Source organism: Rothia sp. HMSC061C12 (genome assembly GCF_001815755.1).
GTDB classification, from domain to species: Bacteria; Actinomycetota; Actinomycetes; order Actinomycetales; family Micrococcaceae; genus Rothia; species Rothia mucilaginosa.
The window spans coordinates 59443-85534 of sequence record NZ_KV821880.1; the positions used below are offsets into that span (position 1 = coordinate 59443).

General features: G+C 61.5%; 16 protein-coding genes and 1 tRNA gene. 5 read left to right on the plus strand and 12 right to left on the minus strand.

The features are described 5' to 3' along the window. Positions 1-121 precede the first annotated feature (121 nt). On the plus strand, positions 122-1123 hold the full coding sequence (locus tag HMPREF3055_RS08570; RefSeq protein ID WP_049358652.1) for an NAD-dependent epimerase/dehydratase family protein: 1002 nt from the start codon (positions 122-124) through the stop codon (positions 1121-1123). Positions 1124-1285: 162 nt separating this feature from the next. Here HMPREF3055_RS08570 and HMPREF3055_RS08575 read toward each other — a convergent pair whose 3' ends face one another. The 9 genes from HMPREF3055_RS08575 to argS form a co-directional block, all read right to left on the minus strand. Further along, complete coding sequence (locus HMPREF3055_RS08575) at positions 1286-2473, minus strand: L-threonylcarbamoyladenylate synthase (RefSeq protein WP_070738845.1); 1188 nt, start codon at positions 2471-2473, stop codon at positions 1286-1288. 181 nt (positions 2474-2654) lie between these two features. Further along, positions 2655-3563 (minus strand): peptide chain release factor N(5)-glutamine methyltransferase, encoded by a 909-nt coding sequence (gene prmC / locus HMPREF3055_RS08580; RefSeq protein WP_049340673.1) that lies wholly within the window; start codon positions 3561-3563, stop codon positions 2655-2657. A gap of 152 nt (positions 3564-3715) precedes the next feature. Next, positions 3716-4798 (minus strand): peptide chain release factor 1, encoded by a 1083-nt coding sequence (prfA, locus tag HMPREF3055_RS08585; protein WP_049337341.1) that lies wholly within the window; start codon positions 4796-4798, stop codon positions 3716-3718. Between the two features lie 142 nt (positions 4799-4940). Further along, on the minus strand, positions 4941-7124 hold the full coding sequence (gene rho, locus HMPREF3055_RS08590; RefSeq protein WP_070738846.1) for a transcription termination factor Rho: 2184 nt from the start codon (positions 7122-7124) through the stop codon (positions 4941-4943). Positions 7125-7638: 514 nt separating this feature from the next. Continuing rightward, a complete protein-coding gene (gene thrB, locus HMPREF3055_RS08595) occupies positions 7639-8607 on the minus strand; it encodes a homoserine kinase (RefSeq protein WP_060823648.1) in 969 nt (322 codons plus the stop codon). A 122-nt stretch (positions 8608-8729) separates the two neighbouring features. Then, positions 8730-9830, minus strand: a complete 1101-nt coding sequence (thrC, locus tag HMPREF3055_RS08600; RefSeq protein WP_070604619.1) for a threonine synthase — start codon at positions 9828-9830, stop codon at positions 8730-8732. Positions 9831-9987: 157 nt separating this feature from the next. Continuing rightward, positions 9988-11277, minus strand: coding sequence for a homoserine dehydrogenase (locus HMPREF3055_RS08605; RefSeq protein ID WP_070616553.1), 1290 nt, complete (start codon positions 11275-11277; stop codon positions 9988-9990). A gap of 300 nt (positions 11278-11577) precedes the next feature. Further along, a complete protein-coding gene (locus tag HMPREF3055_RS08610) occupies positions 11578-13098 on the minus strand; it encodes a diaminopimelate decarboxylase family protein (RefSeq protein WP_070738847.1) in 1521 nt (506 codons plus the stop codon). Between the two features lie 82 nt (positions 13099-13180). Next, complete coding sequence (argS, locus tag HMPREF3055_RS08615; RefSeq protein WP_070738848.1) at positions 13181-14845, minus strand: arginine--tRNA ligase; 1665 nt, start codon at positions 14843-14845, stop codon at positions 13181-13183. Between the two features lie 74 nt (positions 14846-14919). On the opposite strand from argS, the gene HMPREF3055_RS08620 reads away from it, so the two are divergent. The 3 genes from HMPREF3055_RS08620 (at position 14920) to HMPREF3055_RS08630 (ending at position 17380) form a co-directional block, all read left to right on the plus strand. Then, a tRNA-Arg gene (locus tag HMPREF3055_RS08620) sits at positions 14920-14993 on the plus strand. 234 nt (positions 14994-15227) lie between these two features. Beyond that, a complete protein-coding gene (locus HMPREF3055_RS08625) occupies positions 15228-16175 on the plus strand; it encodes an NADP-dependent oxidoreductase (protein WP_070738849.1) in 948 nt (315 codons plus the stop codon). 14 nt (positions 16176-16189) lie between these two features. After that, on the plus strand, positions 16190-17380 hold the full coding sequence (locus HMPREF3055_RS08630; RefSeq protein ID WP_070738850.1) for an alpha/beta hydrolase family protein: 1191 nt from the start codon (positions 16190-16192) through the stop codon (positions 17378-17380). 36 nt (positions 17381-17416) lie between these two features. Here HMPREF3055_RS08630 and HMPREF3055_RS08635 read toward each other — a convergent pair whose 3' ends face one another. Further along, positions 17417-17878 (minus strand): helix-turn-helix domain-containing protein, encoded by a 462-nt coding sequence (locus tag HMPREF3055_RS08635; RefSeq protein ID WP_005506503.1) that lies wholly within the window; start codon positions 17876-17878, stop codon positions 17417-17419. Positions 17879-18163: 285 nt separating this feature from the next. Between HMPREF3055_RS08635 and hrpA the strand changes: the two genes are divergently transcribed. Then, positions 18164-22636 (plus strand): ATP-dependent RNA helicase HrpA, encoded by a 4473-nt coding sequence (hrpA, locus tag HMPREF3055_RS08640; protein WP_070738851.1) that lies wholly within the window; start codon positions 18164-18166, stop codon positions 22634-22636. Between the two features lie 384 nt (positions 22637-23020). Here hrpA and HMPREF3055_RS08645 read toward each other — a convergent pair whose 3' ends face one another. Together HMPREF3055_RS08645 and HMPREF3055_RS08650 are read right to left on the minus strand one after the other, a co-directional pair. Continuing rightward, on the minus strand, positions 23021-24382 hold the full coding sequence (locus tag HMPREF3055_RS08645; RefSeq protein ID WP_070738852.1) for a hypothetical protein: 1362 nt from the start codon (positions 24380-24382) through the stop codon (positions 23021-23023). A gap of 277 nt (positions 24383-24659) precedes the next feature. Beyond that, positions 24660-25652 carry an HNH endonuclease gene (locus tag HMPREF3055_RS08650; protein ID WP_070738853.1) on the minus strand — a complete coding sequence of 331 codons (993 nt, stop codon included), beginning with the start codon at positions 25650-25652 and terminating at the stop codon, positions 24660-24662. Positions 25653-26092 lie beyond the last annotated feature (440 nt).

Here is a 26092-nt window from a genome sequence, read left to right on the forward strand (position 1 = left end):
AAAAAACGACCAGAGACCGAATAAAAACCCACAAATTCCCCATAAACTGTTCAAATATGGGAAAGTTGAAATGACCCCATTTTTCCCCGCAACGTACGCGGGCTCGTGAGAGGTAAAAGAGATGTCCGAATCCAAGTGGAAAGTCATTGGCGCCAGCGGCTTCGTTGGTTCCTCCATCGTCGCGCGTCTAAACGCAGAAGGTATCAGCGTCGACCCCATTGAGGCACCTCGACTCGCAACCCGAGCCCTCGACGTAGACAGCATCATCGACGAAGCAGACCAGCTTGAAGGCATCATCGACTCCCTCGCAGAAGCCTTCGCAGGCGCGCAGGTCGTCGTCAACGCTGCGGGCCTCGCAGCGCCCAATATGCAGGATCTACCTCCGCTCGTCGGCGCAAACGCCCTGCTTCCCGCCGTGATTGCCATCGCCGCGCAGCGCACCGGCGTGCGCCGCGTCATCCACCTCTCCTCCGCAGCTGTGCAGGGCCCGCGCCTCGTGCTAGATGCTTCCGAAGAGACCAACCCGTTCAGCGCCTACTCCTTCTCCAAGGCACTCGGCGAAGAAGCGCTGCTCGACCTGCAGGACTACTTCCTCGAAGGGCACCCCGACTGCGCACCCGAACTGTGCATCCTGCGCGCAACCAGCGTGCAGGGCCGCGGCCGACGCACCACCGAGCTCTTCGCCAAGATGGCCTCCTCCCCCTTTGCCTCCGTTGCCGGTGCTGGCACCGGCAAGTCCCCGGTTTCCAGCGTGCACGCCCTCGCAGAATTCGTGGTCATGCTCGGCACCTTCCCCGGCGAGCTACCCACCATCGTGCTGCAGCCCTGGGAAGGCGCAACCGTTGCCTCCGCGTCCGTGGATGCTGGTCGCCGCCACCCGCGCCGCCTGCCCGAGTGGCTCTGCCGCGCAGCCGTCAAGGCGGGCTACACCGTCTCCGAGCTGATGAATGACAAGTTCGCAGGCTCCGTGCGTAAGGTCGAGGTCATGTGGTTCGGCCAGGGCATCGACGACTCCTGGGCACGCGAAAACAACCTTCTGCCCACCCCTCGCGTGCGTGAAGTACTGCGCAACGCCCACACCGCGCTGGGTAAGAAGAAGGACCGCCGCTTCGACAAGAACTAGGTAGCGTACGTGCGCCCCTAGCAGCGCACAACCTGAGGCACGCAGCCCAGGAGCGCATAACCTGTAGGACTCATAACGAAAGGGAACCCCCGATATATCTGAACGATATATCGGGGGTTCCCTATACGTTTTTATGCTCCGAGCTTTATAACTCGCAGAGGTTTAGAGGTGATCCTCCGGGGCATCCTTCTGCTCAGTCTTTACCTCAGCATCAGTCTTGGTAGCCTCAGTCTTAGCTTCTGCCGACTTAGCCTCATCCTTAGCGGCAGTCTCAATCTTCGACGCGCCAAAGACCAGCGCGCGAGCAGTATCAGCAGGAACCGGGTGGGTCTGCGGCTCATCCGCACGAACTGGCTTCGGAGTGTTGTCACGGTAGCCGCGCGAACGCTCCTGATCCACGCCGGTGCTGAAAGCAGAAGACAGAGCCGAAGTAGCGCCCAACAGGGACGCAGCGACAGAACCGGCAACCGGTGCCGAAGCGCGACGAGCAGGCTCACCGCTCACGGTGTGGGTGCTGTCCCACTGCTCGTACGCCTCATCCAGGTCAGCCTGCTCATCCAGAGCACGCTCAGAAGGAGTCGACTCAGACGGCGTGGAAGAAGCAGCCTCAGCTTCCTCAACCTTACGAGCCGCCTGCTCGTCAGCCTCCGCACGAGTCAGAATGGTCGGAACGACCTCGCGCAGCTCCTCCACCGAAATCGCGCCCTCACGAACCACCACGTAGGGGAAGGAGGTGCAATCCAGAATCGTCGACGGTGCCGGGTCACGCTCAGTCACCACGACCACGCCGTCCTCATTCGGCTCAGACTCAAACGGCTTAGGACGAGCGCCACCGTCAATCACCACGGCAACGTCCTCGCCCAGGGAATCCATGGCGGTCTGTGCGTCCAATGCGGCTTCCTGACCGGTCTTATTCGCGCTCGAAACCGCCAGCGGACCGTGCTCAGTCAGCAGCTTCAGGGCGAACTCATCATCGGGAACACGCACGGCAACAGTACCGCGGGTCTCACCCAAATCCCAGCTCAGCGACGGGTACGCATGAAGAATGATAGTCAGCGCGCCGGGCCAGAAGCGACCACCCAGATCGTAAATATCGTCCGGAACGTCGTCGACCACGCCAGCGAGCGCAGCAAGATCAAAGATCAGCACGGGCGGCGGCATGGTGCGGTCGCGACCCTTATCTGCCAGCAGCTTGGCAACGCCCTGATGCGAGAAAGCATCGGCGGCAATACCGTAGACGGTATCGGTGGGCATCACAATCGTGTCGTGCGCCTTCAGCGCCTCGCGGGCAGCTTCGATGGCCTCGCGGGTCTCAGTTTCAGTCGTTACGGGGTACAGCTTTGCAGTCACGGGTCTTATTCTCTCATGTTTTTCTGGATGCGGCGAGACACCGGCACCCACAACGCGCCATGTGGAAGCACTCTTCCGGGGGTTCACCGTATTTCGCCGGCTCTGAGCTGGCTACTGAGCTGACTACTGGGGCGGACGCGTTGCCTTCATGCAGCCCGGCACGGGCTAGGTGGTGCATTTACTAGTCTAAAGGCTCTAGTGGGCGCGGTTTATAACCGACGCTATGACGCGGACGATTATTCAGGTCACGCACCGGGTAGCAGTCCTCGAAGCCGACACGTGCCAACAGCTCGGCGACGGCTTCTTCCTGGGTGTCGTCGTGCTCCATGATGAACAGACCGCCGGGGGTAAGAAGTTCGAAGGCGCGGGCGGCAATCGCGGAGGGCATCTGCATGCCGTCCTCTCCCCCGCCGTACAGAGCCATGTCCGGGTCGTGCAGGGCGGCTTCCGGGTCGGCGGGTACGTTCGCCGGCGGAATGTACGGAGGGTTCGAGAGCACCGCGTCGAAGGTTCCGGAAAGTTCGGGCAGGGCGGTGAGGGCGTCCCCCTGAACCAGGTGTACGCCGAGCGGCTCCAGGTTCTTACGGGTGTAGGGGATGGCGTCTTCGGAGAGTTCCACCGCGAACACCTGGGCGTTCGGCAGTTCGCTCTTAATTGCCGCCGCGATAGCCCCGGAGCCGGTGCACAGGTCGACGATGCGCAGCTGACCGGTTGTCGAATCGGTGCGTGCGGTCAGCACCTTGAGGGCTTCTTCGACGAGTAGCTCGGTCTCGGGGCGGGGTACGAACACGCCCGGTCCGACTGCCAGTTCTAGGCGGTAGAAGGGAGCGGAGCCGGTGATGTGCTGCAGCGGTTCGCGGTAGGCGCGGCGGGCGACCAGCGCCTCGTACTCTGCGACCTGTGCGGGGGTGAGCCGCTCCCCCATGAGCGCGGCGTGCTGTAGGCGCGAGCGCGAACCGTCGTAGAGCAGGTGCGCGGCGAGGAGCTCGGCGTCCACGCGGGGGCTGGGCACCTGCGCCAGTGCCGCGGTGGCGCGCGTGAGTACCTGCGCGAGTTCTTCCCCGCGCGGGTCGTGCACATTCACCTTCATGAGCTCTCCTTACGCTCTCTCAACAGCTCAAAACCTGTCACAGCATATGGCTAAGGGGCTCCACCGCCGTAGCGGCGAGCCCCTCACCAACATCTCACGTCGATTCAGTGAATCGACAAGAGTCTATATACAGAACCTACGTCTGCACAGAACTACTTCTGCTCCTGGCCCACCTGAGCGAGGCGGTGCGCCTCATCCATCTCAATAGCGGACTGAACCACAGGCTCCAGGTCACCGTTCAGCACAGCGTCCAGGTTGTACGCCTTGTAGCCGGTACGGTGATCCGCAATGCGGTTCTCCGGGAAGTTGTAAGTACGGATACGCTCCGAACGGTCCATGGTACGCACCTGCGAAGCACGGTGTGCCGCGTTCTCAGCGTCAATCTGCTCCTGCTGGTGAGCCAGCAGTCGCGCACGCAGAACGCGCATCGCAGCTTCACGGTTCTGCAGCTGAGACTTCTCATTCTGCATCGCCACCACAATACCGGTCGGCAGGTGGGTAATACGCACCGCCGAGTCGGTGGTGTTCACCGACTGACCACCGGGGCCCGAAGAACGGTACACGTCAATCTTCAGGTCGTTCTGGTTAATCTCGATTTCTTCCGGCTCGTCCACCTCGGGGAACACCAGCACACCGGCGGCGGAGGTGTGAATACGGCCCTGAGACTCGGTCGCCGGAACACGCTGCACGCGGTGCACGCCGCCCTCGTACTTCAGGTGTGCCCACACGCCCTCAGCAGGCTCGTTCGAGGAACCCTTAATAGCAATCTGGGCGTCCTTGTAACCGCCAACATCGGTGCTGGTCGAGGAAATAATCTCAGTCTTCCAGCCCTTGTTCTCGGCGTAACGCATGTACATGCGCAGCAGGTCACCAGCGAACAGAGCCGCCTCGTCACCACCGGCACCAGCCTTCACTTCAAGAATGACGTTACGGCCATCATCCGGGTCACGCGGAATCAGCAGGCGGCGCAGCTTCTCCTGAGCAACCTCCAGCTCCTCCTCCAGACCGGGAATCTCCGCCGCGAAATCCGGATCCTCATCAGCCATCTCGCGAGCAGCCTCAAGGTCATCCTTCAGCGAAGTGTACTTGTTGTACGCAGTCACAATACCGGTCAGCTCCGCGTAGCGGCGGCCCACACGGCGTGCCTTACCCTGATTCGCCTGCACGGCGGGGTCAGCCAGCTGATTCTGCAGGTCAGCGTGCTCATCCAGCAGAACCTGAATAGATTCAAACATTCTGTTCTCTCTTCCATCTCCCGCACTTTACGCCGCACGGGCAGGCACTAGACATCTCACACCCCTCACAACGGGGATGCACAAAACGAACGTCTCACGCGCCCCACCCACATGAGGAGGTGGGGCGCGTGAGATACGAGCCTTAGTCGACCAGACGCAGACCGTTCTTCTGAACCGTCAGAAGGAACTCCACGTTGCTTTCAGTCTTACGCAGCTGGTTGGTCAGAACACCCAGAGCCTGCTCGGGTTCCATACCCGCCAGGGCACGGCGCAGACCCCACATAATCTTGATCTCATCCGGGGAGAGCAGGTTCTCCTCGCGGCGAGTACCAGAAGCATTAATATCAACCGCCGGGAAGATACGCTTATCCGCCAGCTGACGGGACAGGCGCAGCTCCATGTTACCGGTGCCCTTGAACTCTTCGAAGATCACTTCATCCATCTTCGAACCGGTCTCAACCAGCGCGGTAGCCAGAATGGTCAGCGAGCCGCCCTCTTCAATGTTGCGGGCAGCACCGAAGAACTTCTTCGGCGGGTACAGTGCAGCAGAATCCACACCACCGGACAGGATACGACCGGATGCGGGAGCCGCCAGGTTGTATGCGCGGCCCAGGCGGGTCATGGAGTCCAGCAGCACGACCACATCGTAGCCGAGCTCCACCATACGCTTCGCACGCTCAATAGCCAACTCAGCCACAGTGGTGTGATCCTCAGCGGGACGGTCGAAGGTCGAGGCAATAACCTCACCCTTGACGGTGCGCTGCATATCGGTCACTTCTTCAGGACGCTCATCCACCAGGACCATCATCAGGTACACGTCCGGGTTGTTCACAGTAATCGCGTTCGCAATGGACTGCAGCATGAGGGTCTTACCCGCCTTCGGCGGGGACACAATCAGACCACGCTGACCCTTACCGATCGGGGACACCAGGTCCACCACGCGGGTGCCCAGCTTCTTCGGGGTGGTCTCCAGGCGCAGACGCTCCTTGGGGTACAGCGGAGTCAGCTTCGAGAAGACGCGGCGGTTCGCTGCTTCCTCAACGCTCTGACCGTTAATCGCCTCAACCTGAACCAGCGCGTTGAAACGCTGGCGGCTGTTCGACTCACCCTCACGCGGCACGCGAATCGCGCCGAGCACGTGGTCACCCTTACGCAGGTTGTACTTCTTCACCTGAGCCAGGGAGACGTACACGTCGTTGGTGCCGGGCAGGTAGCCGGTGGTACGCACGAAAGCGTAGTTATCGAGAATGTCCAGAACACCCGAAATCGGTGCCAGCACATCGTCTTCGCTCAGGCGAGGCTCGTTCTCCTCGCGGCGGCGAGCCTGCTTCTCAGCACGCTCAGCCTGACGGTCACGCTTGGAACGGCGCTCAGTACGCTCGGTGCGCTCAGCACGCTCAGCGCGTTCTGCACGCTCAGCAGCCTTACGCTCGGCACGTTCGCTACGCTCAGCATTGCGCTCTACACGCTCCGCCTGGCGGTCACGCTTAGTGCGGCGCTCGGTACGCTCACCATCCTGATCGCGGCGACGCTCACGGGTGCGGGTACGCTTCGAGCTCTTCTCACCGTCGGGGGTGCCAAAAGTCATGTCCAGGGCAGCGTTCAGGCTGTCCAGGCTCGCGGTGCCGTCAGCGGTAGTAGCCTTCAGCTCAGCAGAGTTACCGGGCAGGTCAACCTGCTCCGCACGCTCGCCGATACGCTCAGCAGCCAGCTCAGCGCGCACATCCAGCGGAGGAAGCTCAACGGGCTTCTCGTCCTTACGGGTGCGGGTGCGGCGGGTACGCTTCTCCGGCTTCTCGTTATTCTCAGTCTTCTCGGACTTCTCAGCCGATGCGTCCTCACCCTCAGCGGCACGGCGAGCGCGCGCACGCTTCTGAGCGGGAGTCTCGTAACGGGAAGAGCGGGTACGCTTCTCAGCCTTCTCAGCGCCCTCAGCGGGGGCTTCAGCAACCTCAGCGTTTTCGGTCTTCTCAGCCTGCGCCTCGGCGTCCTTCTGGGCGCGAGTGCGGCGGGTACGGCGCAGCTTAGACTCTTCAGCCTTCTCAGCAGCGGGAGCCTGGGCAGCTTCAGCGGCCTCAGCGGGCGCTTCAGACTTGGGCGCTTCAGACTTGGGTGCTTCAGACTTGGGCTCAGCAGGAGCGGCTACGGCGCCACCACGCTGATGCTCCTCAAGAGCCTGAACCAGCTCAGCCTTCTTCAACTTCAGATAGCCGCGGATACCAAGCTGCTGGGCGAGGACACGCAGCTGCGCGACCTTCAAGTTCGCAAGTTCCGGTGCGGCAGCTGCCGTACCGTACTCATCGGTGACAACAATATTCTTTGCCAACTACAATTCCTTTGGTTATAAGCCCTGAAAAATCTTCAGAATAAAGATCGGGCGGGCGCTATAGCGCGGTCAAAGGTTTAGACACTGCCGAAAGAAAACAGCAGTCTGCACCTTCGACTCCCTCGAACCGCACTGGAGGCGGTTCGCGTCTCTTACCGTACACGCTGATTCAGACACAGCGAGCACACACGGAAGATAAGGCGCTCTATCACAAATGTGGGCAAGCCCAAACCATCATCTATACAAACCATCTACGCGAGATGAAGAGGATGGAATGGTCACTTTGAAAGGGCACCCGCCGCGAAACCGAACCTCCAGAAAAGTCTTCCCCTATGCGTCAGAAATAAAGAAAGACGTGAACTCCAAAGGCACTCCCCCGAACTCTGCCGGCTCCCGCCCAGATACACAAAGCATCTGAGGCATCAGGGGAAACGGAAGTACGTTACGAAGGATAGTATCGACGGTCTACATTGAACGACGGGCGAACCTCAACATAGGACGAACTAATAACGTCCTACTGAGTAACTATAACACCTTCAGTGTCAATTTCAAGGGGAAGCACCCGCCAGTTCAAGCGGCAATCCACAATAGCGCTACAAGGGTGAGTCGCCTCAAACTCGGCAATCGCCTCCTGAACCTGTCGCACCTGCTCGTCACCGTGCGCAAAGGTCAAAACAGTAGGGCCAGCGCCAGAAATCACCGCAGCAAAACCCTGACTGCGCAGGTACGCAACCAGCACAGCGGACGGCTCCATCGCGGTCACGCGGTACCCCTGATGCAGGTAATCCACGGTCGCATCCATCAGGTACTCGGGAGCATCAGAGAGAGTGCGCACCAGCAACGCCGCACGAGCGGAGTTCGCCACCGCCTCAACGTGGGGCATCTCCTCAGGAATCAGCGAACGAGCAAGCTTCGTCGACACCTCATAATCGGGCACAGCCACCACAGGGTGAACATCAGGATGCACCGGAATAATCAAGGTCTTCCAGTTGCCCATCTCACCCCAGGACACCGACAGGTTGCCGTAAATCGCCGGAGCCACGTTATCCGGATGGCCCTCCATATCGGAGGCGACCTGTAGCATCTGCTCACGGCTCAGACGGTGCTCCTCCGGCAGCAGACCGCTCGCCGCAGCCACACCCGCAACAATAGCCGACGCCGAAGAACCCATACCGCGAGAATGCGGAATCTTGTTATCAGCAATCAGCTTCACCGGGGGCAGCTCATCCAAACCAGCCGCCGCGAAACCAGCCTTCATCGCCTGCAAAACCAGGTGGCTCTCGTCGCGAGGAACATCCGCGCTACCCTCACCGCTGAGCTCAAACTCCAGGCCGGACTCAATACGCTCAACAACCAGCTCATCATAGAAGCCAAGACCCAAACCCATGCTGTCATAGCCGGGACCCAGGTTAGCGCTCGTAGCGGGAACGCGAACCTTAACGGACGCGCCCACCGGAATATCAGAAATATGCAGAGAAGACATGAGAAGAACCTCGCGATCGGTGACGTAATGAGTGAATAGGTGAAAGATACAAAAAGGGCTGTCATGCAGGTGCACCCCGCCCCGAAAAATCGGGACGGAGTGCACAACGTAGTATGAATAGGCTAGTGCAAATCGAGAATATCTGCCACAGCAACCACGTCGAAGGGAGCCTTAGTCGGCTCAACCTTCACGCCGTTCACAGCCTGCAGAGCCCACTGCGGGTCCTTCAGACCGTGACCGGTCACGGTGATGACGATGGTCTTACCCTCGGGAGCTTCACCGGCGCGGTGCTTCTTCAGCAGACCCGCAACACCGGCAGCCGAAGCCGGCTCCACGAAGACACCCTCGCGGGCAGACAGCCAGCGGTGCGCCTCCAGAATCTCCTCATCGGTGACAGCCTCAATCACGCCGCCGGACTCATCGCGAGCAGCTTCAGCCTTCTCCCACGACGCGGGGTTACCGATACGGATCGCGGTCGCAATGGTCTCAGGAGCCTCAATCGGGTGACCAGCAACGATCGGTGCAGCACCAGCAGCCTGGAAGCCCCACATGATCGGGCGCTTGGTCGCAACCGGCTCCAGAACCTCACCGTCACGGTTGGTGTAAGGCTCCGAGTACTCCTTGTAGCCCTTCCAGTACGCGGTGATGTTACCCGCGTTGCCAACCGGCAGCAGGTGGTAATCGGGAGCGTCACCCAGGGTATCAACGACCTCGAACGAACCGGTCTTCTGACCCTCAATACGGTAAGGGTTGACCGAGTTCACCAGGAACACAGGGTAGTTCTCGCTGAGCTTGCGAGCAATCTCCAGGCAGTTGTCGAAGTTGCCGTCAATCTGAATGATGTCAGCACCGTGAGCGATAGCCTGAGACAGCTTACCCATAGAAATCTTGCCGTCCGGAACCAGCACTGCACAGCGCATACCAGCCTGCAGAGCGTACGCAGCAGCCGAAGCGGAAGTGTTACCGGTCGAAGCACACACAACAGCCTTCGCGCCGTCACGCTTAGCGGCAGTCATCGCGCTGGTCATACCGCGGTCCTTGAACGAACCGGTCGGGTTCATACCCTCAAACTTCAGGTAAACGGTGTTACCGGTCTCAGCAGACAGTGCCGGCGCGTGAATCAGCGGGGTACCGCCCTCGCCCAGGGTCACAGCCTTCACATCGTCTGCGAAAGGCAGACGGTCACGGTACTCATTGATAACGCCCTGCCACACGTGTGCCATTGGCTTCTCCTTCAATCTTGGCGCCCCGCCCGCCGGACCTCCCATAGGTCCGGCGCGGTAGCGGGTACGCGGGTTAGTTAGTGAGCGATGCACCCGCAAGCGAACATCGCACGTTTAGTGAGCGGCGCGTGCCGCACATAGATAATGCTTTTGAGCCTTAATGCTTCTCGGACTCCACGCGGATGACCGAGTTCACCTCACGCACAGTGTCCAGAGCATCAATCACAGCAATCGCACGGCGCAGATCAGAATCCTTCGCCGAGTGAGTCACCATACGAATCTGAGCCGCACCCTCCTTCGGGGTGGACTGGCGCAGCGAATCCACCGAAATACCGTGCTCGGCAAGGATACGGGTAATATTCGCCAGAACGCCCAGACGGTCCTCCACCAGAACACCCACCGAGTAGCGAGAAATCACGTTGTCCAGGCTAGTTGCGTGCAACTGAGCGTGAGAAGTCTCCGGAACACCGGGACCGCCCAGCACCAGGCGACGAGCCAGAGACACGAAGTCACCCAGAACAGCCGAAGCAGTCGGTGCGCCACCCGCACCGGGACCGTAGAACATCAGCTCGCCAGCGTTCTCCGCCTCAACGAACACAGCGTTGAACGCACCGTGCACGCCCGCCAGCGGGTGCTGACGAGGAATCAGGGTCGGGTTCACGCGAATGTTCGCGCCGTCCGCACCCTCGCGCTCACAAATGGCCAGCAGCTTGATGACGTAACCATCAGCATCCGCGGCAGCAACATCATCAGCGGTGATGGAGGTAATGCCCTCAGTGTGCACATCATCGATGGTGAAGTCAGAGTGGAACGCCAGCGAAGCAACAATCGCAGCCTTCGACGCGGCATCGTGGCCCTCAACGTCAGCGGTCGGGTCAGCCTCCGCGTAGCCGAGCTTCTGAGCCTCAGCCAGTGCATCCGCGAAGGATGCGCCGGTGGTGTCCATCTGGTCAAGAATGTAGTTGGTGGTGCCGTTCATGATGCCCAGAACACGGGTCACGCGGTCACCAGCCAGGGAGTCACGCAGGGGGCGCAGAATCGGGATAGCACCCGCAACAGCAGCCTCGTAAGAGAGCTGAGCACCGGACTCATCAGCAGCAGCCTGCAGCTCCACACCGTGCTTAGCCAGCAGCGCCTTGTTACCGGAGACCACGGACTTACCCGCCTTCAGAGCACGCAGAATGCGGGTGCGAGCCGGCTCAATACCGCCAGTCAGCTCGATGACCACATCCGCCGCATCAATCAGGGATTCAGCGTCGGTGGTGTACAGCGAGGGGTCCGCATTCCAGTGGCGGGATGCATTAGTATCGCGCACAGCAATACCGATCAACTCCACGGGGGCGCCAATGCGCTTCTCAAGGACGGCGTTATCCTCGACCAGGATGCGAGCAGCCTGGGAACCGACATTACCGGCACCAAGCAGTGCTACTTTGATCTTTTCAGCCACGATAGTCTCTTTCTACGGTCTGTTCCGGGTTCGCCCCGGTATCTCTTCGGGCTAAGGCACGGATGCGGCGCAGAGCACGCACCCAACAACCACTTTATCAAGAGGCGGCGACGGGGCTGCAGCCTCAAGGTGCGACTTTTACTCTCTGAGATGAGGTATCCCTCACAGTTATGAGGTGAACCTTAGTGTCTGCAGAGTTTTGAGCACTCAAAACCGTGAAGCCCTGCCTGCAATTGCTGCCTCACGGCGTGTATGGCAGAGACGGGAACTCCACGGTTTCATAGCATCTGGGGCGGAACTCTAGATATCCGAACCCATATCCAGCGCCAACATATCTTCCTCGCGCTGACGGCGAATCATCACGCGAGAAGGTTGCCCCTCAGCGGTCGCAATCACCGGCGGGCGAGTCAGGAAGTTATAGTTCGAACCCAGCACATAGCAGTACGCGCCGGTCGCCGGAACCGCCAGAATATCGCCAGCCTGCAGGTCAGCAGGCAGGTAGCAGTAACGAACCACCACATCGCCAGACTCGCAGTGCTTACCCACCACGCGAGAGAGCACCTGCTCCCCCGCCGGGGCACGATTAGCCAGAGTCACCGAATAATCCGATTCGTACAGCACCGGGCGGGCGTTATCGCTCATACCGCCATCCACCGAAACGTAGCGGCGCACACGAATCTCGCCGTTCTCGTCCTCAATGCTCACGTTCTTAATGGTGCCGACCGTGTACAGGGTCGCACCCGAAGGACCAGAAATGGAACGGCCCGGCTCGAACGACATGTGCGGAATCGCCATGCCCAGGCGCTCGCAGGTTGCCGCAACGGAAGCGGCAATCGACTCGGTCACCTCGGTAATGGAGCGGGGGTGATCCGCCTCGGTGTAGCCGATGCCGTAGCCGCCACCCAAATCCAGCTCCGGCAGCGTCACACCCAGGTCACGGTTGAGGCGGTTCATGAACTCCAGAGCGGTAGTAGCCGCTTGCTCGAAGCCCTCCGCTTCAAAAATCTGCGAACCAATATGGCAGTGAATACCGCGGAAATCCAGGGAATCGGTCGCGTTCAGAATCGCGGCAGCCAGAGCCGCGTAAGAATCGGTAGACTCAACACCCCAGTGCTCCAGCTCCTCTTCATCCAGACCAGCAAGCGCGGCGGTGCCGGGCTGCAGGGACATGCCGAACTTCTGATCCTCGTGCGCGGTCGCAATGGATTCGTGGGTCGAGGCATGCACGCCGGGGGTGATGCGAATCAGCACCGGAACCGGGGCGTACGGCTCCTCGCCCTCAGCCACACGCTCGGCGGCAAGCTCGGCGTACACGCACTCAATGAGCTTGAGCTCATCCACCGAGTCAGCCACCACACGACCCAGGCCGTTACGGATCGCGCGGGCAATCTCAGCCTCCGACTTGTTATTACCGTGCAGGGCGATATTCGCACCGGGCACCTGCGCGCGCAGAGCCAACGCCAACTCACCACCGGAGGCGGTATCCAGGCACAGCCCCTCCTCGGTCGCCCAGCGCGCCACAGCGGTGGACAGGAACGACTTACCGGCGTAGTAAACGCTCACCTTCGCACCGTGCGCGGCGAAAGCCTGCTCAAAAGCGGTGCGGTAGGCGCGGGCGCGGGCGCGGAAGGTCGTCTCGGAGAAGACGTACTGCGGGGTTTCGTGCTCAGCAACCAGGTCGCTGACGGTCACGCCATCAATGCAGAGCTCGCCCTGATTATTGCGGGTAAAGGAATCCGTCCAGATCGTGCGGGACAGGGCCTCGGGGCGCTCGGGGTAGGTGAGCCATTCGGGGGCGTAGAGGGCGCGGGCTTCGCTCATCGTATCTCTTTCTTAGCTATCTTGCCGGCATACGCTCAACCCCCGCCCCGGTAGCACCGGGTCGGGGGTTGAAACGAGAGTATTACATGCGCTCGGGTGCGCTCACACCCAGCAGGTTCAGGCCGTTAGCCAGCACCTGCTGTGCCGCGTTGTTCAGCAGCAGGCGGGTACGGTGCAGGTCGGTGACCTCTTCATCCGCCTTGGGGGTGACGCGGGAGACACCGTACCAGCTGTGGTACGCCGAAGCGAGCTGCTCCAGGTAGCGGTTCACGCGGTGCGGCTCGTAGAACTTCGCGGCATCGCGCACAGCAGCGGGGAACTGGCCGAGTACAGCCAGCAGCTCACCGTCAGCAGCCGAGTCGAGCAGGGAGGTATCCACGCCGTCCTCAACTTTCACGCCAGCCTCCGCGGCGTTACGTGCCACAGCGGCGGTACGTGCGTGAGCGTACTGCACGTAGTAGACCGGGTTCTCGTTGCTCTTGGAAGTCAGCAGGCCCAGGTCAATGTCGATGGGGGTGTCCACCGAGTAGCGGGTCAGCTCGTAGCGGGCCGCGTCAACGCCAACAGCTTCGACCAGGTCCTCGAGGGTGACCACGGTGCCAGCACGCTTGGACATGCGGACGGGCTTGCCGTCCTTGACCAGGTTTACCAGCTGACCGATCATGACCTCAATCTGGTCGGCGCGGTAACCAAGAATCTGGGCGATAGCCTTCAGACGGCCCACGTAGCCGCTGTGGTCAGCGCCGAGCATATAAATCGCCACGTCAGCGGGGTTTACTGCACGGGTCATCTTGTCCTGGTAGTAGGCGATATCACCCGCCACGTAGGCGTGGTTGCCGTCAGACTTGATGACCACGCGGTCCTTATCATCGCCGTAGTCGGTGGTGCGCATCCACCATGCACCGTCAGCTTCGAAGAGCTGGCCGTTCTCGCGCATGGTCTCAAGCAGGGCGTCCACCTTGCCGCCTTCGAACACGGAGTTCTCGTGGAAGAACACGTCAAAGTGAGTACCGAATGCCGCCAGGGACTCCTTGATCTGATCGAACATCAGGTGAGTACCGATTTCGCGGAAAATCTCTTCGGGGTTCTCAGCCTCAAGCGCGTCGGGGCGCTGAGCCAGAATCTGGTCCTTAATGTCAACAATGTACGCGCCAGCGTAGCCGTCCTCGGGGGTCTCCTCACCGCGAGCAGCGGCAATCAGGGACCGCACGAAACGGTCAATCTGGGTACCGTGGTCGTTGAAGTAGTATTCACGCACGACGTTAGCGCCCTCAGCCTCAAGGACGCGGGCGAGCGCATCACCGACGGCAGCCCAGCGGGTACCGCCCAGGTGGATGGGGCCGGTGGGGTTCGCGGAGACGAACTCAAGGTTAATGGTCTTACCGGCGAACTTGTCGCTGCGGCCGTATGCTTCGCCAGCCTCAACGATGGTGGCGGCAAGCTCACCAGCGGCTGCGGCGTCCAGGGTGATGTTCAGGAAGCCGGGGCCAGCAATATCTACGGATGCAACACCGGGGATGGCGCCGATCTTCTCTGCCAGAAGAGCTGCTGCCTCACGCGGGTTCTTGCCCACCTTCTTGGCGAGCTGCAGAGCGACGTTGGTTGCCCAGTCGCCGTGTTCGCGGGACTTGGGGCGCTCCACTCGGACGGCGGGCAGTTCAGCGCCCTCCACGAGGGTCAGCTGGCCGGAGGAAATGGTTTCTTCAAGGGCAAGCGCAATGGCTTCGGAGAGTTCTTCAGGAGTCATAACAAACTATTCTAGCAAGCCTTGGCAGGTGCCTGACCCTTTATCTAGTGCTTATCTGATACCATAGGTGGGTTGCCTCTGTAGCTCAGCGGATTAGAGCACCAGTTTCCGGTACTGGGGGTCGAAGGTTCGAATCCTTTCAGGGGCACGATGTTCTTATTCGAGAGGGAACACGGGAGCCGATACTCGCACAGCGGGTGTCGGCTCCTTTTTATATCCGGCCTTATATGCTCCGCCAAGAAACGCCAGACGGTAGAAACACCAGAGCGTGGACACTACCTGCCGCCCTGTTGTGGCAACGCTCGCACCCTTGAGAGAATGGGGAACGCGCACACTGTTCAACTCAACCCGAACTTTAAGCCACGACAGCGGAGGTAAACCCGTGACCACCATGCGCCAGATTCAGCTCACCGAATGGGGCGACGAAAGCGTTCTGCACGAAGCAAACGTGCCCATCCCCTCGCCGGTGCGCGGTCACGTGCTCATCAAGACGGTTGCCGCCGGTGTCAACCCAATTGATGTGACCACTCGCAAGGGTCTGGGTCCCGCCGCTCAGCTGGCAGATCCGTCGTACAAGCCCTTCGTGCCCGGCTGGGATGTTGCCGGCACCGTGGTTGCTACCGCCGGCGACTACACGGGTTTTAAGGTGGGCGACGGCGTATTTGGTCTTGTTGCTTTCCCCTCCCCCGCCGGTGCGTACGCCGAGTATGTTCTCGCCCCGGCGCATCAGCTGGTGAAGGTGCCCGCCGATGTTCCCTGCGCTCAATTGGGCGGCGCTCCCCTGGCGGCTCTGACCGCATACCAGGCGCTCTTCGAAGTGGCGCGTTTGAAGGAAGGCGAGCGCGTGCTTATTCACGCCGGTGCCGGAGGCGTCGGTCACCTCGCCGTTCAGCTGGCGGCGCAGGCTGGCGCTCAGGTTTTTGCGACCGCCTCCGCCGCGAACCACGAGTTTGTGCGCTCGCTGGGTGCCCAGCCCATTGATTACTGCACCGAGGATTTCCGTGCCGTACTCGGCCAGACCATGGACGTGGTACTCAATTCCACCGGCCAGCAGACTTTCCTCGATTCGCTGGAGGTGCTGGTTCCCGGCGGCCGCATTGTCACACTGACCAGCCCCGACCCGCTGGATGTTGCGCGTGAGCGCGGCTTCGAGGCGCAGTGGCTGACGGTTCACCCGGACCGTACGCAGATGCAGGAGATTGCCCGCCTCATGTCCTTGGGCCTGTTGAAGGTGCACGTGGATCAGGTGCTTGATTTTTCGCAGGCTGCGCAGGCTCACGCTCTGGTGGCGACCGGACGCACGCGCGGCAAGATCGTGCTGGTTCCCTAGCGCGGCGCTGATTCATGCAGACTTCTGAGAGCATGTCGAACGCTGAGAGTGCACCCGTCGTTGAGAGTACCGGGTACCGCTCCGGTTTTTACCGCGAGGCGGGCTTTTACGATGCCCACTCGCTACCCGACTACGGTGCGCAGTCGCCGGTAACTCGCGAGGCGTTCGCCTACGATTTCTTCCCCGCGGCTGCTGATTCTTCAACTGCCGAAACTTCAGCTACCGAGCCTTCTTCCCCCGCGCCGATGCTGGTGTGGGTTCACGGTGGCGCCTGGCGCTTCGGCACCAACCAGGCCCTACGCGACACTATCCTGCGCACCCCTGGCGGGGAGCAGCCTAATACCCAGGCGCTCATGCGCGCCGCTTTTCAGCAGGCAGGCTGGGCGGTCGCGTCCATCAACTACCGGTATTCGCATCAGGCGCTCTTCCCGGGTGCCCTGCACGATGTGAAGGAGGCGGTGCGTTTCTTCCGCGCCAACGCGCACGAGTTCGGTATTGACCCGCAGCGCATTGCGGTAGCGGGCGGAAGCGCCGGCGGGCACCTGAGCATGATGGTTGCGCATACGGGAGATTCCGCCGCCGGTGACTCTGCATTTGGGGATTCTGCGAGCACACCCGAGCACGACGAATACTTTGAAGGCAGGGCGGCAAGCGCCTACCCGTCCCATAGTTCGCAGGTGGCGGCGGCGGCTTCGTTTTACGGGGTCAGCGATTTGAGGACCATCTTCACCGATCGCCCTCTGGCTGGCTACGCCCTCGATCATCCCGAGGATGATGGCGCCGAATGGCGACTGCTGGGAAGCACCTACCCGGTGCCCGCAGATGCGTCTACTATCGACGTTTCCAAGGGCGAGCGGGCGGTTCCGGGTGTCTGCATCGAGCGTGCCCAAAAGAACTGGGAGCGTGCACATCCTATTGATGTGGTACGCCCCCAGAAACAAGTGGAAAAGGTCGACAGTGCCTCTGCACAGGGAGTGAGCGGCGGTGCCACTGCCCTCATGCTCGTGCACGGTATTAGTGATTCGTGTGTGCCGTACCAGCAATCGGTGCGGGTGTATCAGGCGCTGCGCACGCGGCAGGTGCCTACCGATTTGGTGCTGGTTCCGGATGCCGAACACGGGGATTCGCGCTGTTTTAGCCCCGATATTGTTCAGCAGATGTTGCTATTTCTCAACCGCGCTGTTCAGTTCAACCGCGGCGTGTAGCTCAACCGTGCTGTGTAGCCTGAGCGGTTCGACAGGTTAGCGAACGCGGCGGTTCACGTATTCGTGTTCAAGGCGGTAACGTTCGAGGTCATCAAAAGCAACGCGACGGTGCGTGTTAATGCGCTCGAACGGAATATCTCCGCGCTCCAGCAGGCGAACAACGGTCGGGCGGGATACGCCCAGGTAGTCTGCCGCCTCCTGCGTGGTCATCAGGCGGTCCTGGCGTACCACGCAGACGTCCTTACGGTCGGCGAATGCGCGCGCTACGGAGGTGAGGGGTCCGTACATTTCGGGGGAAATCTGTACGCGCTCGCCGTCGCCGGTGACCAGGTAGAGGGTTTCTTCGGCGCTGAGGCGGTCGAAGTGGGTGCGCAGACTCGCGTGAACGAGGGCTTGGAAGAGCTCTTCGCAGCGGTGGTGAATTTCTTCGTGCTGTCCGTCTTCGCAGCAATCCAACACTGCAACACGTGTTGCCGGGTACGTCTTTGGTGATGGCATAGTCACTCCTTCGTTACTGTGTTATTCACCACTGTAGCAGTTGAACGAAACTATCGAAAGAAAGTTAAGAAGCGCAGTTAATTCGCATCTACGGCGCATAAAATTCAGATGAATAATTATTAACTCTCTTAATAGCATTTGATGTCATTTATTGTATATTAACTGCTCTCTTGGGGCCTGTATTCCGCCACCGCCCACCCCGGGGTTCCCGCGAACAAACCCAAATATGACAAACAAAGCACACCCCAAGCCCACCGCAGGCAAGGCGAGTACACTGGATAGGATATGTCTGAGCAGAAATCCACGAAGAAACACGCAGATACTTCTAAGGCCCCCCGCACCGCCCCCACCATGGCGAGCATGGCCGCCGCAATCCACGCGGCAAAGGTACGATCCGCCGAAAAAACCGCAGATAAAACTACTGAGAACAATGCGGTAAAAAAGGGTGCACAGAAGAACAGCACCCCGAAGAATAACGCAGACCGCAAGAACTCCTCCCGCGGCGCCTCCGAACGCAACTCCAACGCCTCCCGCTCCAATCGACGCGCAGGCGCCAACAACCGTGCCCGCAAGCAGGGCAACCAGCAGGGCGACAACAAGAGCAGCCAGCAGAACCGCCCGGCACCGCGCCGCTACGAGCCGTTCATTCCCGAGGTCATCACCTACCCTGAAGAGCTGCCCGTCAGCGAACGCCGCGAAGACATCATGAACGCGATCCGCGACAACCAGGTCGTCATCATCGCGGGTGAAACCGGCTCGGGTAAAACTACCCAGATCCCCAAAATGTGCCTCGACCTGGGCCTGGGAGAGAAGGGCCTCATCGGCCATACCCAGCCGCGCCGACTCGCCGCACGCTCCGTCGCCGAACGCATCGCCGAAGAGCTCGGCCAGAAAATCGGTGAAACCGTCGGCTACCAGGTTCGATTCACCTCCGAAGTGGGCGAACACAGCGCTATCAAGCTCATGACCGACGGCATTCTGCTCGCCGAAATTCAAAACGACAAGCTGCTGCGCCGCTACTCCACCCTCATCATTGACGAGGCGCACGAACGCAGCCTGAACATTGACTTCATCCTCGGCTACCTCAAGCGCATCCTGCCGCAGCGCCCGGATCTGAAGGTCATTATTACCTCCGCGACCATCGACCCGGAGCGTTTCGCGCGTCACTTCTCTCCCAGCTACGTGCCGGGCAAGGGCATCGTCGACGAAAACCTCAGTGCCGAAGAACGCGAAATCGCCGAAGCAATCCTGCCCGACGACGCACCGCCCATCATTGAGGTGTCCGGCCGCACCTACCCCGTGGAAATCCGCTACCGCCCGCTCGATGAGGAAGACTACCTCAGCGACGACGAAATCGAAGACGACCACGACCCCACCGACGGTATCCTCGACGCCATCAAGGAACTCTCCAAGGAAGCCCCCGGCGACATCCTCATCTTCTTCTCCGGCGAGCGCGAAATCCGCGACGCCAAGGACGCAATCGAGGCGATGGTTCTCAAGTCGCCGCGCCTGAACTACGAGGTGCTGCCCCTGTACGCGCGCCTTTCCCTCGCCGAGCAGCACCGTGTGTTCTCCCCCGGCACCCGCCCGCGCATCGTGCTCGCCACGAACGTTGCCGAAACCTCGCTGACCGTGCCCGGCATCAAGTACGTCATCGACACCGGTACCGCACGCATCTCACGCTACTCCGCGCGTACCAAGGTTCAGCGCCTGCCCATCGAACGTATCTCGCAGGCAAGCGCCAACCAGCGTTCCGGTCGATGCGGCCGCGTCAGCGACGGTATCGCCATCCGCCTCTACTCCGAGGAAGACTTCAACTCGCGCCCCGAGTTCACCGACCCCGAAATTCTGCGCACCAACCTCGCCGCCGTCATCCTGCAGATGATCGCAATCGGCGTGGTCCGCGAACCCGGCGACATTTCGCGCTTCCCGTTCGTGCAACCGCCCGCATCCCGCGCCATTAACGACGGCGTGAACCTGTTGCGCGAACTCGGCGCGCTCACCGAACGCCCCCGCCAGCCCCGCAAGGGACGCGGCAACAGCGCCACTCTCACCGCCATCGGCCGAGCCATGGCGGCATTCCCCGTGGACCCGCGCCTGGCCCGCATGATCATCGAGGGCGGCCGCCGCGGTTGCGCCAAGGAAATGATGGTGCTCGCCGCCGCCCTGACCATCCAGGACCCGCGCGAACGCCCCGCCGACGTACGAGCTGAAGCCGACGCCATGCACGCCCGCTTCGTCGACGACACCTCCGACTTTTCCTCCTTCCTGTTGCTCTGGGACTACATCAACGAGCAGCAGGCGGCGCTGTCCTCCTCGCAGCTGCGCAAGATGTGCCACCGCGAGTTCATCAACTACCTGCGCATCCGCGAATGGCAGGACCTGTTCGCCCAGTTGCGCGAAATGGGACGCACCGCCAACATTCACGCCAGCGGTGGACGCGATATTAATGCCTCCGCCCACGAAGTCGACATCCACAAGAGCCTGCTCACCGGCCTGCTCTCGCACGTGGGCGTCAAGGAAGAACGCGAAAAGGACTCCAAGGGACGCAACCGCGGCCCCCGCGAATACCTCGGCGCACGCGGCACCAAGTTCGCGATTTTCCCCGGCTCCGGCCTGTTCAAGAAGGGCCCCGACTGGGTGCTCTCCGCCGAACTGGTCGAAACCTCCCGCCTGTGGGCGCGCACCAACGCCTCCATCGACCCACAGTGGATCGAAGAAATCGGCAAGCACCTCATCAGCGTGCAATACTCCGAACCGCACTGGTCCCTCAGCTCCGGCGCGGCAGTCGCCTACGCCAAGGGCACCCTCTTCGGACTGACCATCTACGCCGACCGCCCCGTGCAGTACGCCCGCGTAGACGCCGCCGCAGCCCGCGAACTGTTCATCCAGTCCGCCCTCGTCGAAGGCCAATGGCACACCCAGCACAAGTTCTACCTGCGCAACCAGCGCGCCCTCGCCGAAGTCGAAGAACTCGAAGCACGCCTGCGCCGCCGCGACCTGCGCGTGGACGACTCCGTGCTCTTTGCCTTCTACGACGCCCGCATCCCCGCCCACGTGACCGATGTGCGCGCCTTCGACAAGTGGTGGAAGCAGGCACGTCTCGAAGACGACAACTTCCTGGACTTCAACCCCGAGAAGCTCATCAACGAGGAGGCCGCCGACTACGACGACTCCCAGTTCCCGCGCCAGTGGGTGCAGCGCACCGACAGCGGCGAACTGACCCTCGACCTGCGCTACGAATACGCCCCCACCGCCGGCGTGGGAGGTGCACGCACCGACGCCGCAAAACGCGACGGTGTGGCTGTGCAGGTGCCTATCCTCTTCCTCAACCAGCTGAGCCCCGAACCGTTCCGCTGGCAGATTCCCGGCCTGCGCCACGAGCTCGTGACCGCGCTCATCAAGTCGCTGCCCAAGGCGATTCGACGCAACTTCGTACCCGCACCCGACGTAGCACGCGCCGCCTGCGCCGCCCTGGAAGAGGACTACTCCCCCGCAACCGACGAGCTCATCCCCTCCCTGGCACTCGTACTACGCCGCCTGCGCGGCGTCGTTGTCGAGCCCGAAGCCTTCAACTGGGACGCCGTGCCCGAACACCTGAAAATGGGATTCCAGGTGCGCAACGCACGCAACAAAATCCTGGGCGAAGGCAAGGACCTGCGCGCCCTGCAGCAGCAGCTCCACAAGGAAATTCGCGGCGCCCTCGCCGACTCCCTCGGCGCATCCGACGACACCATGGCAAAAATGGTGGCGCTCGCGCAGGGTGGTTCGGGTAACTCGGGTAGCTCCGCGGCTTCTGCCAAGAAGGGCGCGAAGAACGCTCAGAGCGGCACCGCTCAGGTAGCCGATGCGCGCGGTTCGCAGGTACGCGAAATCAGCGGCCTCACCGAATTCCCCGCCGATCTCTTCCCCAACGGAGAAATCCCCCGCAAGGTACAGCGCATCATCGCCACCCAGGCAGTCAACGGATACCCCGCCCTCGTCGACGAAGAAACCAGCGTGGGCCTGCGCATCTTCCCCACCGAAGCCGAACAGCTCCACGCACAGCGCCGCGGCATCATCCGCCTGCTCCAGCTGCAGGTGCCCTCGCCCGTACGCTACGTGAGCGAACACCTCTCCCACAAGGAGAAAATCGTCTTCACGCAGAACCCGCACGGCTCCATCGACGAACTCATCCGCGACTGCACCGTCGCGGCACTCGACCACCTCGTGCCGCACACCCCCATCTTCACTCACACCGAATACAGCGAACTCTACGAGCACGTGCGTGCCGAACTCATCGAGACGGTCTTCGACGTCACCAAGCTCGTCGCCGAAATCCTCTCCGAAGCCACCGCGCTGAAGAAGGCAATCAAGAAGGCAACCTCGCTGACGACCATGCACGCCGTCTCCGACGTGAAGGCACAGATGGAGAACCTCGTCTACCCCGGATTCGTGGCGAAAACCGGCTACGACCAGCTGGTTCACATCCCGCGCTACCTCAAGGCCGCCCAGGTGCGCCTGACGAAGCTCGGCCCGAACCTGCACCGCGACAACCAGCTCATGCTCACCGTGCAGGACCTGGAAGACTCCTACGATAACGCGGTCAAGTCGCTACCGGCAGGCACCATCGTGCCGGATGCGCTCCGCCGCGTGAACTGGATGATTGAGGAGTTGCGCGTCAGCTTCTTCGCCCAGGAGCTCGGCACCGCCTACACGGTGTCTGAGAAGCGCATTGCGAAGGCTCAGCGTGAGGCGCTGGACGCCATCAAACGCTAGCTTGTGAGATTACGTCTTGTGCGGATGGCGGTGTTCGTCCTCGCTCCTACTCAGGTGTAGGTGCGCCGCATGTTTCCTCCGCGCCTACGCAGGGGCACCCGTCACCCGGACGCTCCGTCCTCTCCTTGCTTCGCTGCGGAGAGCGTCCGGGTTGACACCCTGAGGGCGCTTCCGGAAAACACGGCTGCACCTGCAGCACAAGCAAAGAGCCCCCACACGAGGTAATCGTGTGGGGGCTCTTTGCCGTTCACAGCGCAAGCTAAGCCGGGAACCTAGCGCGGAAAGGCGGTGTCGTCCGCAGCGACATCAGGGTGCCCGAGCTCTGCGAGGGCGGGTGCCCCTGTAGGAGCGAGGACGAACACCGCCTCTCAGCGTGAGAAACGGTTAGGCAGCCGCCTCGCAAAAGGTCACCGTCACGGAGCCGTTACCGCGCTCGCGCATCCACTGCGGCGCGTTCTCAGCCGAAACAATCGCACCCTCACTCACGGACGGGGCGATGTACGAGCCGCCCGCGCCACCGGCGCCGCCCTGCATCGTGTAGCCGATGCCCTGACGCACGCCGGTCGGGCTGTTCAGCCACTTCTGGGTCAGCACAATCGAGGAGACAGACTGTGCCGCACCGGAACCGCCACCACCGTAGCCTGCGCCGCCACCGCCGGACACCACGGACTGGTAGCCGTTGAAGTTCTGCGCGTACGCGCCCTCGTCGTTGTAGACGTCCAGGTCCCAGCTGCGGTCCTCGTAGGTGCCCTTCTCGTGCACGCTGGCGGGGTTCTCATCCAGCTGGTAGGAGTACGCGCCCGCACCATCGCCGCCGTTGCCCGCGAAGCCACTCGTGCCCGCGTTACCGGCAACAAACTGGCTGAACAGCACCTGGTTGTTGGTGGTTTCAAAGCCAATGATGGGGCCGCTTGCCGGCAGGGTGCCCGCCGCGCCACCGGCACCGCCAACGCCCGCTGCGCCACCGAAACCGGAGTTATAAGTCAGGACTTTAGAGCGTTCAGCGTTGTAGACTTCGTAGCCGGAGGTGCCGTTGGAACCTGCCGCCGCGGAGGCGCTACCCGCCGCGTCGAACTGCGGGGATGCGTCCGAGCCGAGGGGCGCCACACCGGCGTCGATCTGACCGTTGAAGTTGGAGTACCAGGGGTCTGCGTAGGACACGCCGGAGGTGGTCATGCCCGCACCGCCACCGCCACCTGCTACAGCTACGATGACGCCGTCGATGAGCAGTGCGGAGGAGCCACCGCCTGATGCGGCGTAGACCTGGCTCTTGGAGTTTGCCGGGTCCGCGTACTTAGCGTCAACCTGCGAGGTGATGGTGGCGGGGATGGTGTAGGCGGGTACGGAGCCGCCGTTGCCGTAGCCTTCACCGCCTGCGGTGGGGGTGAGGGAGCCGTCACCGATACCGCCTGCCGCGGCGATGATCTGCACGGTGGAGCCGGGGGTTACGGGGATGATGCCGCTGACCTTCGCGCCGGAGCCAGCGGGGGTCATGCGGTTGTTGGTGCCGCCTGCGCCGCCGACCAGTTCAAAGCGGAGCTTGTGGACGTTGTTGGGCACGGCGAAGCTCTGAACGGTCTTGGCGCCTTCATCGGTACCGGAGATGCTGTACGCCGGGTGTGCGGCGAGCGTGCAGTCTGCAGCGACGGACGCTGCGTAGGAGGGGATGGTTGCGGAGGCGGCGACGACGGGTGCCGCCCAGGCTGCACCGGCGACGAGCTTGCGGCGGGTCAGGGATGTAGACATGGTATGCCCTTTATTCAGGTGGGGTGATGTGTTTGTGGCGCGGATGCGGGAGCCTGAAGGTCTGTGCCTCTGCGCCGAGGAAAAGCATACCTTGAACCTCAGCTTTAACATAAATCCCTGGCTAATGCACAGCAGGGGAACCCATGGATACCTCGCGCCGCTCCCATCCTGCGCTCCTGCAGGGGAACCCACCGCACCCGGACGCTCCGCTCTTCCTTGCTTCACTGCGGAGAGCGCCCGGGCGGGCACCCTGATGTCGCTTTCGGAAGGTGCGGCTTTATGCGAGCCGCAGGTTCCGTCCGCGCACGCAACGCCAGCAGAGGGTCTGCAGATTATCGGGCTCGTTATTGCCGCCTTCGGATAGCGGGACCTTGTGGACAACCTCTAGGATGAGGATTCGTTCACGCATGATGGAGTTGCCGCATCCGGGGTTTTGGCAGGTGTAGTTGTCGCGTTCTTTGATGCGTTGGCGTAGCTGGGCGGTCATGAGGGTGCGTTCGCCGCCTTCGGGCCATGCCCAGCGTATTTTGCGTTCGAGGGTTTCGGAGAGCGCGTCGAGGGTTGGGGTGTCGAGGGTGACGGTGACGGCGCGGTTTTCTTTGCCGCCGGGTGAGGTGTATTCGAAGCGGTAGACGGGGTACGGCACGGTCAGCCCCACGTGGCAGACGTTGAGTTTGTTCCAGAACTCGTCGGCGTAGATTTTGGTGATGAATTGGGGCGGGTTGATGTGTGCGAGCATGTCGTCTTCGCGGCGTCGCACGTTGTCGACGGCGGTTTCTAGACGCGCGATATCGTCGGAGAGGCGCTGTACGTCTTTGAGGGTTTGCAGGTCGGCTTCGATGTGGAAGTATTTGGTGAGGCTGCCGATGGGGTCCCGTTCGGCTTCGAGAACGACCTGTTTTGAGGAGTTGTAGACGTGCGGGTGGCGTTCTTCGGGTTTCTTCCGTAGCAGAGTCTGCCAGGTTTTAGGTCGCTGAGTCTCGACGGTGGCGAGGTGGCTGTACATGCCGTTGGTGGAGGTGCCGAGTTCGAAGATTCCGTGGGTGTAGATGTCGTGTACGTAGCTGGCGACTTCGTTGTATTCGCTGGCGAGTGTGGCGGTGCGTTGGCGGTGCGTCTGGAATTCGGGGGTTGCGAAGTACCGGTTTTTGCGGATGGTCATGATGATGCCCGCGATGAGCACGATGATGACGACGCCGAGGATGACGTACCAGAGGGAGAAGACGAAGCATACGGCGAAGAAGATGCCGAGCCCTTTGAGGAATTTCATGGGTGTTCCTTTGTGATACGGCGGTGTATCTGTGAGTGTAGATTTCCTCCATTAGGGTATCGGAGGTGGGTACTGTGTGCAAAGCATTTGGTCACGTTGGAGGTGTATAGGCTTCCGCGCCGCTCCCTTCCTGCGCTCCTGCAGGGGAACCCGCCACGCCCGGACGCTCCGCTCTTCCTTGCTTCGTTGCGGAGAGCGCCCGTGCGGGCACCCTGATGTCGCTTTCGGAAGGTGCGGCGCTAAGCCGCAATTTCAACCCACCTATTTGGCGGAGCCAGCAAAAGACTGAAAGAGCGACAGCCCCTCTCCCCTTTAAGTTCGTTATGCCGGTATCGCGCACACAAGCCCTGCGCTTACTAATCTGAGGCTGGGTGTTTTATTTACGAAGTGGAGGGAATGGTGTCCTCCGCAGTGACATCAGGGTGCCCGAAGCGAAGCGA

Bases quoted from the DNA above. Each gene is read 5' to 3' on its own strand.
- HMPREF3055_RS08570 (WP_049358652.1), top strand. From the start codon at position 122: ATGTCCGAATCCAAGTGGAAAGTCATTGGCGCCAGCGGCTTCGTTGGT.
- prmC (WP_049340673.1), bottom strand. From the start codon at position 3,563: ATGAAGGTGAATGTGCACGACCCGCGCGGGGAAGAACTCGCGCAGGTA.
- prfA (WP_049337341.1), bottom strand. From the start codon at position 4,798: ATGTTTGAATCTATTCAGGTTCTGCTGGATGAGCACGCTGACCTGCAG.
- thrB (WP_060823648.1), bottom strand. From the start codon at position 8,607: ATGTCTTCTCTGCATATTTCTGATATTCCGGTGGGCGCGTCCGTTAAG.
- thrC (WP_070604619.1), bottom strand. From the start codon at position 9,830: ATGGCACACGTGTGGCAGGGCGTTATCAATGAGTACCGTGACCGTCTG.
- HMPREF3055_RS08610 (WP_070738847.1), bottom strand. From the start codon at position 13,098: ATGAGCGAAGCCCGCGCCCTCTACGCCCCCGAATGGCTCACCTACCCC.
- argS (WP_070738848.1), bottom strand. From the start codon at position 14,845: ATGACTCCTGAAGAACTCTCCGAAGCCATTGCGCTTGCCCTTGAAGAA.
- HMPREF3055_RS08630 (WP_070738850.1), top strand. From the start codon at position 16,190: ATGCAGACTTCTGAGAGCATGTCGAACGCTGAGAGTGCACCCGTCGTT.
- HMPREF3055_RS08635 (WP_005506503.1), bottom strand. From the start codon at position 17,878: ATGCCATCACCAAAGACGTACCCGGCAACACGTGTTGCAGTGTTGGAT.
- hrpA (WP_070738851.1), top strand. From the start codon at position 18,164: ATGTCTGAGCAGAAATCCACGAAGAAACACGCAGATACTTCTAAGGCC.
- HMPREF3055_RS08645 (WP_070738852.1), bottom strand. From the start codon at position 24,382: ATGTCTACATCCCTGACCCGCCGCAAGCTCGTCGCCGGTGCAGCCTGG.
- HMPREF3055_RS08650 (WP_070738853.1), bottom strand. From the start codon at position 25,652: ATGAAATTCCTCAAAGGGCTCGGCATCTTCTTCGCCGTATGCTTCGTC.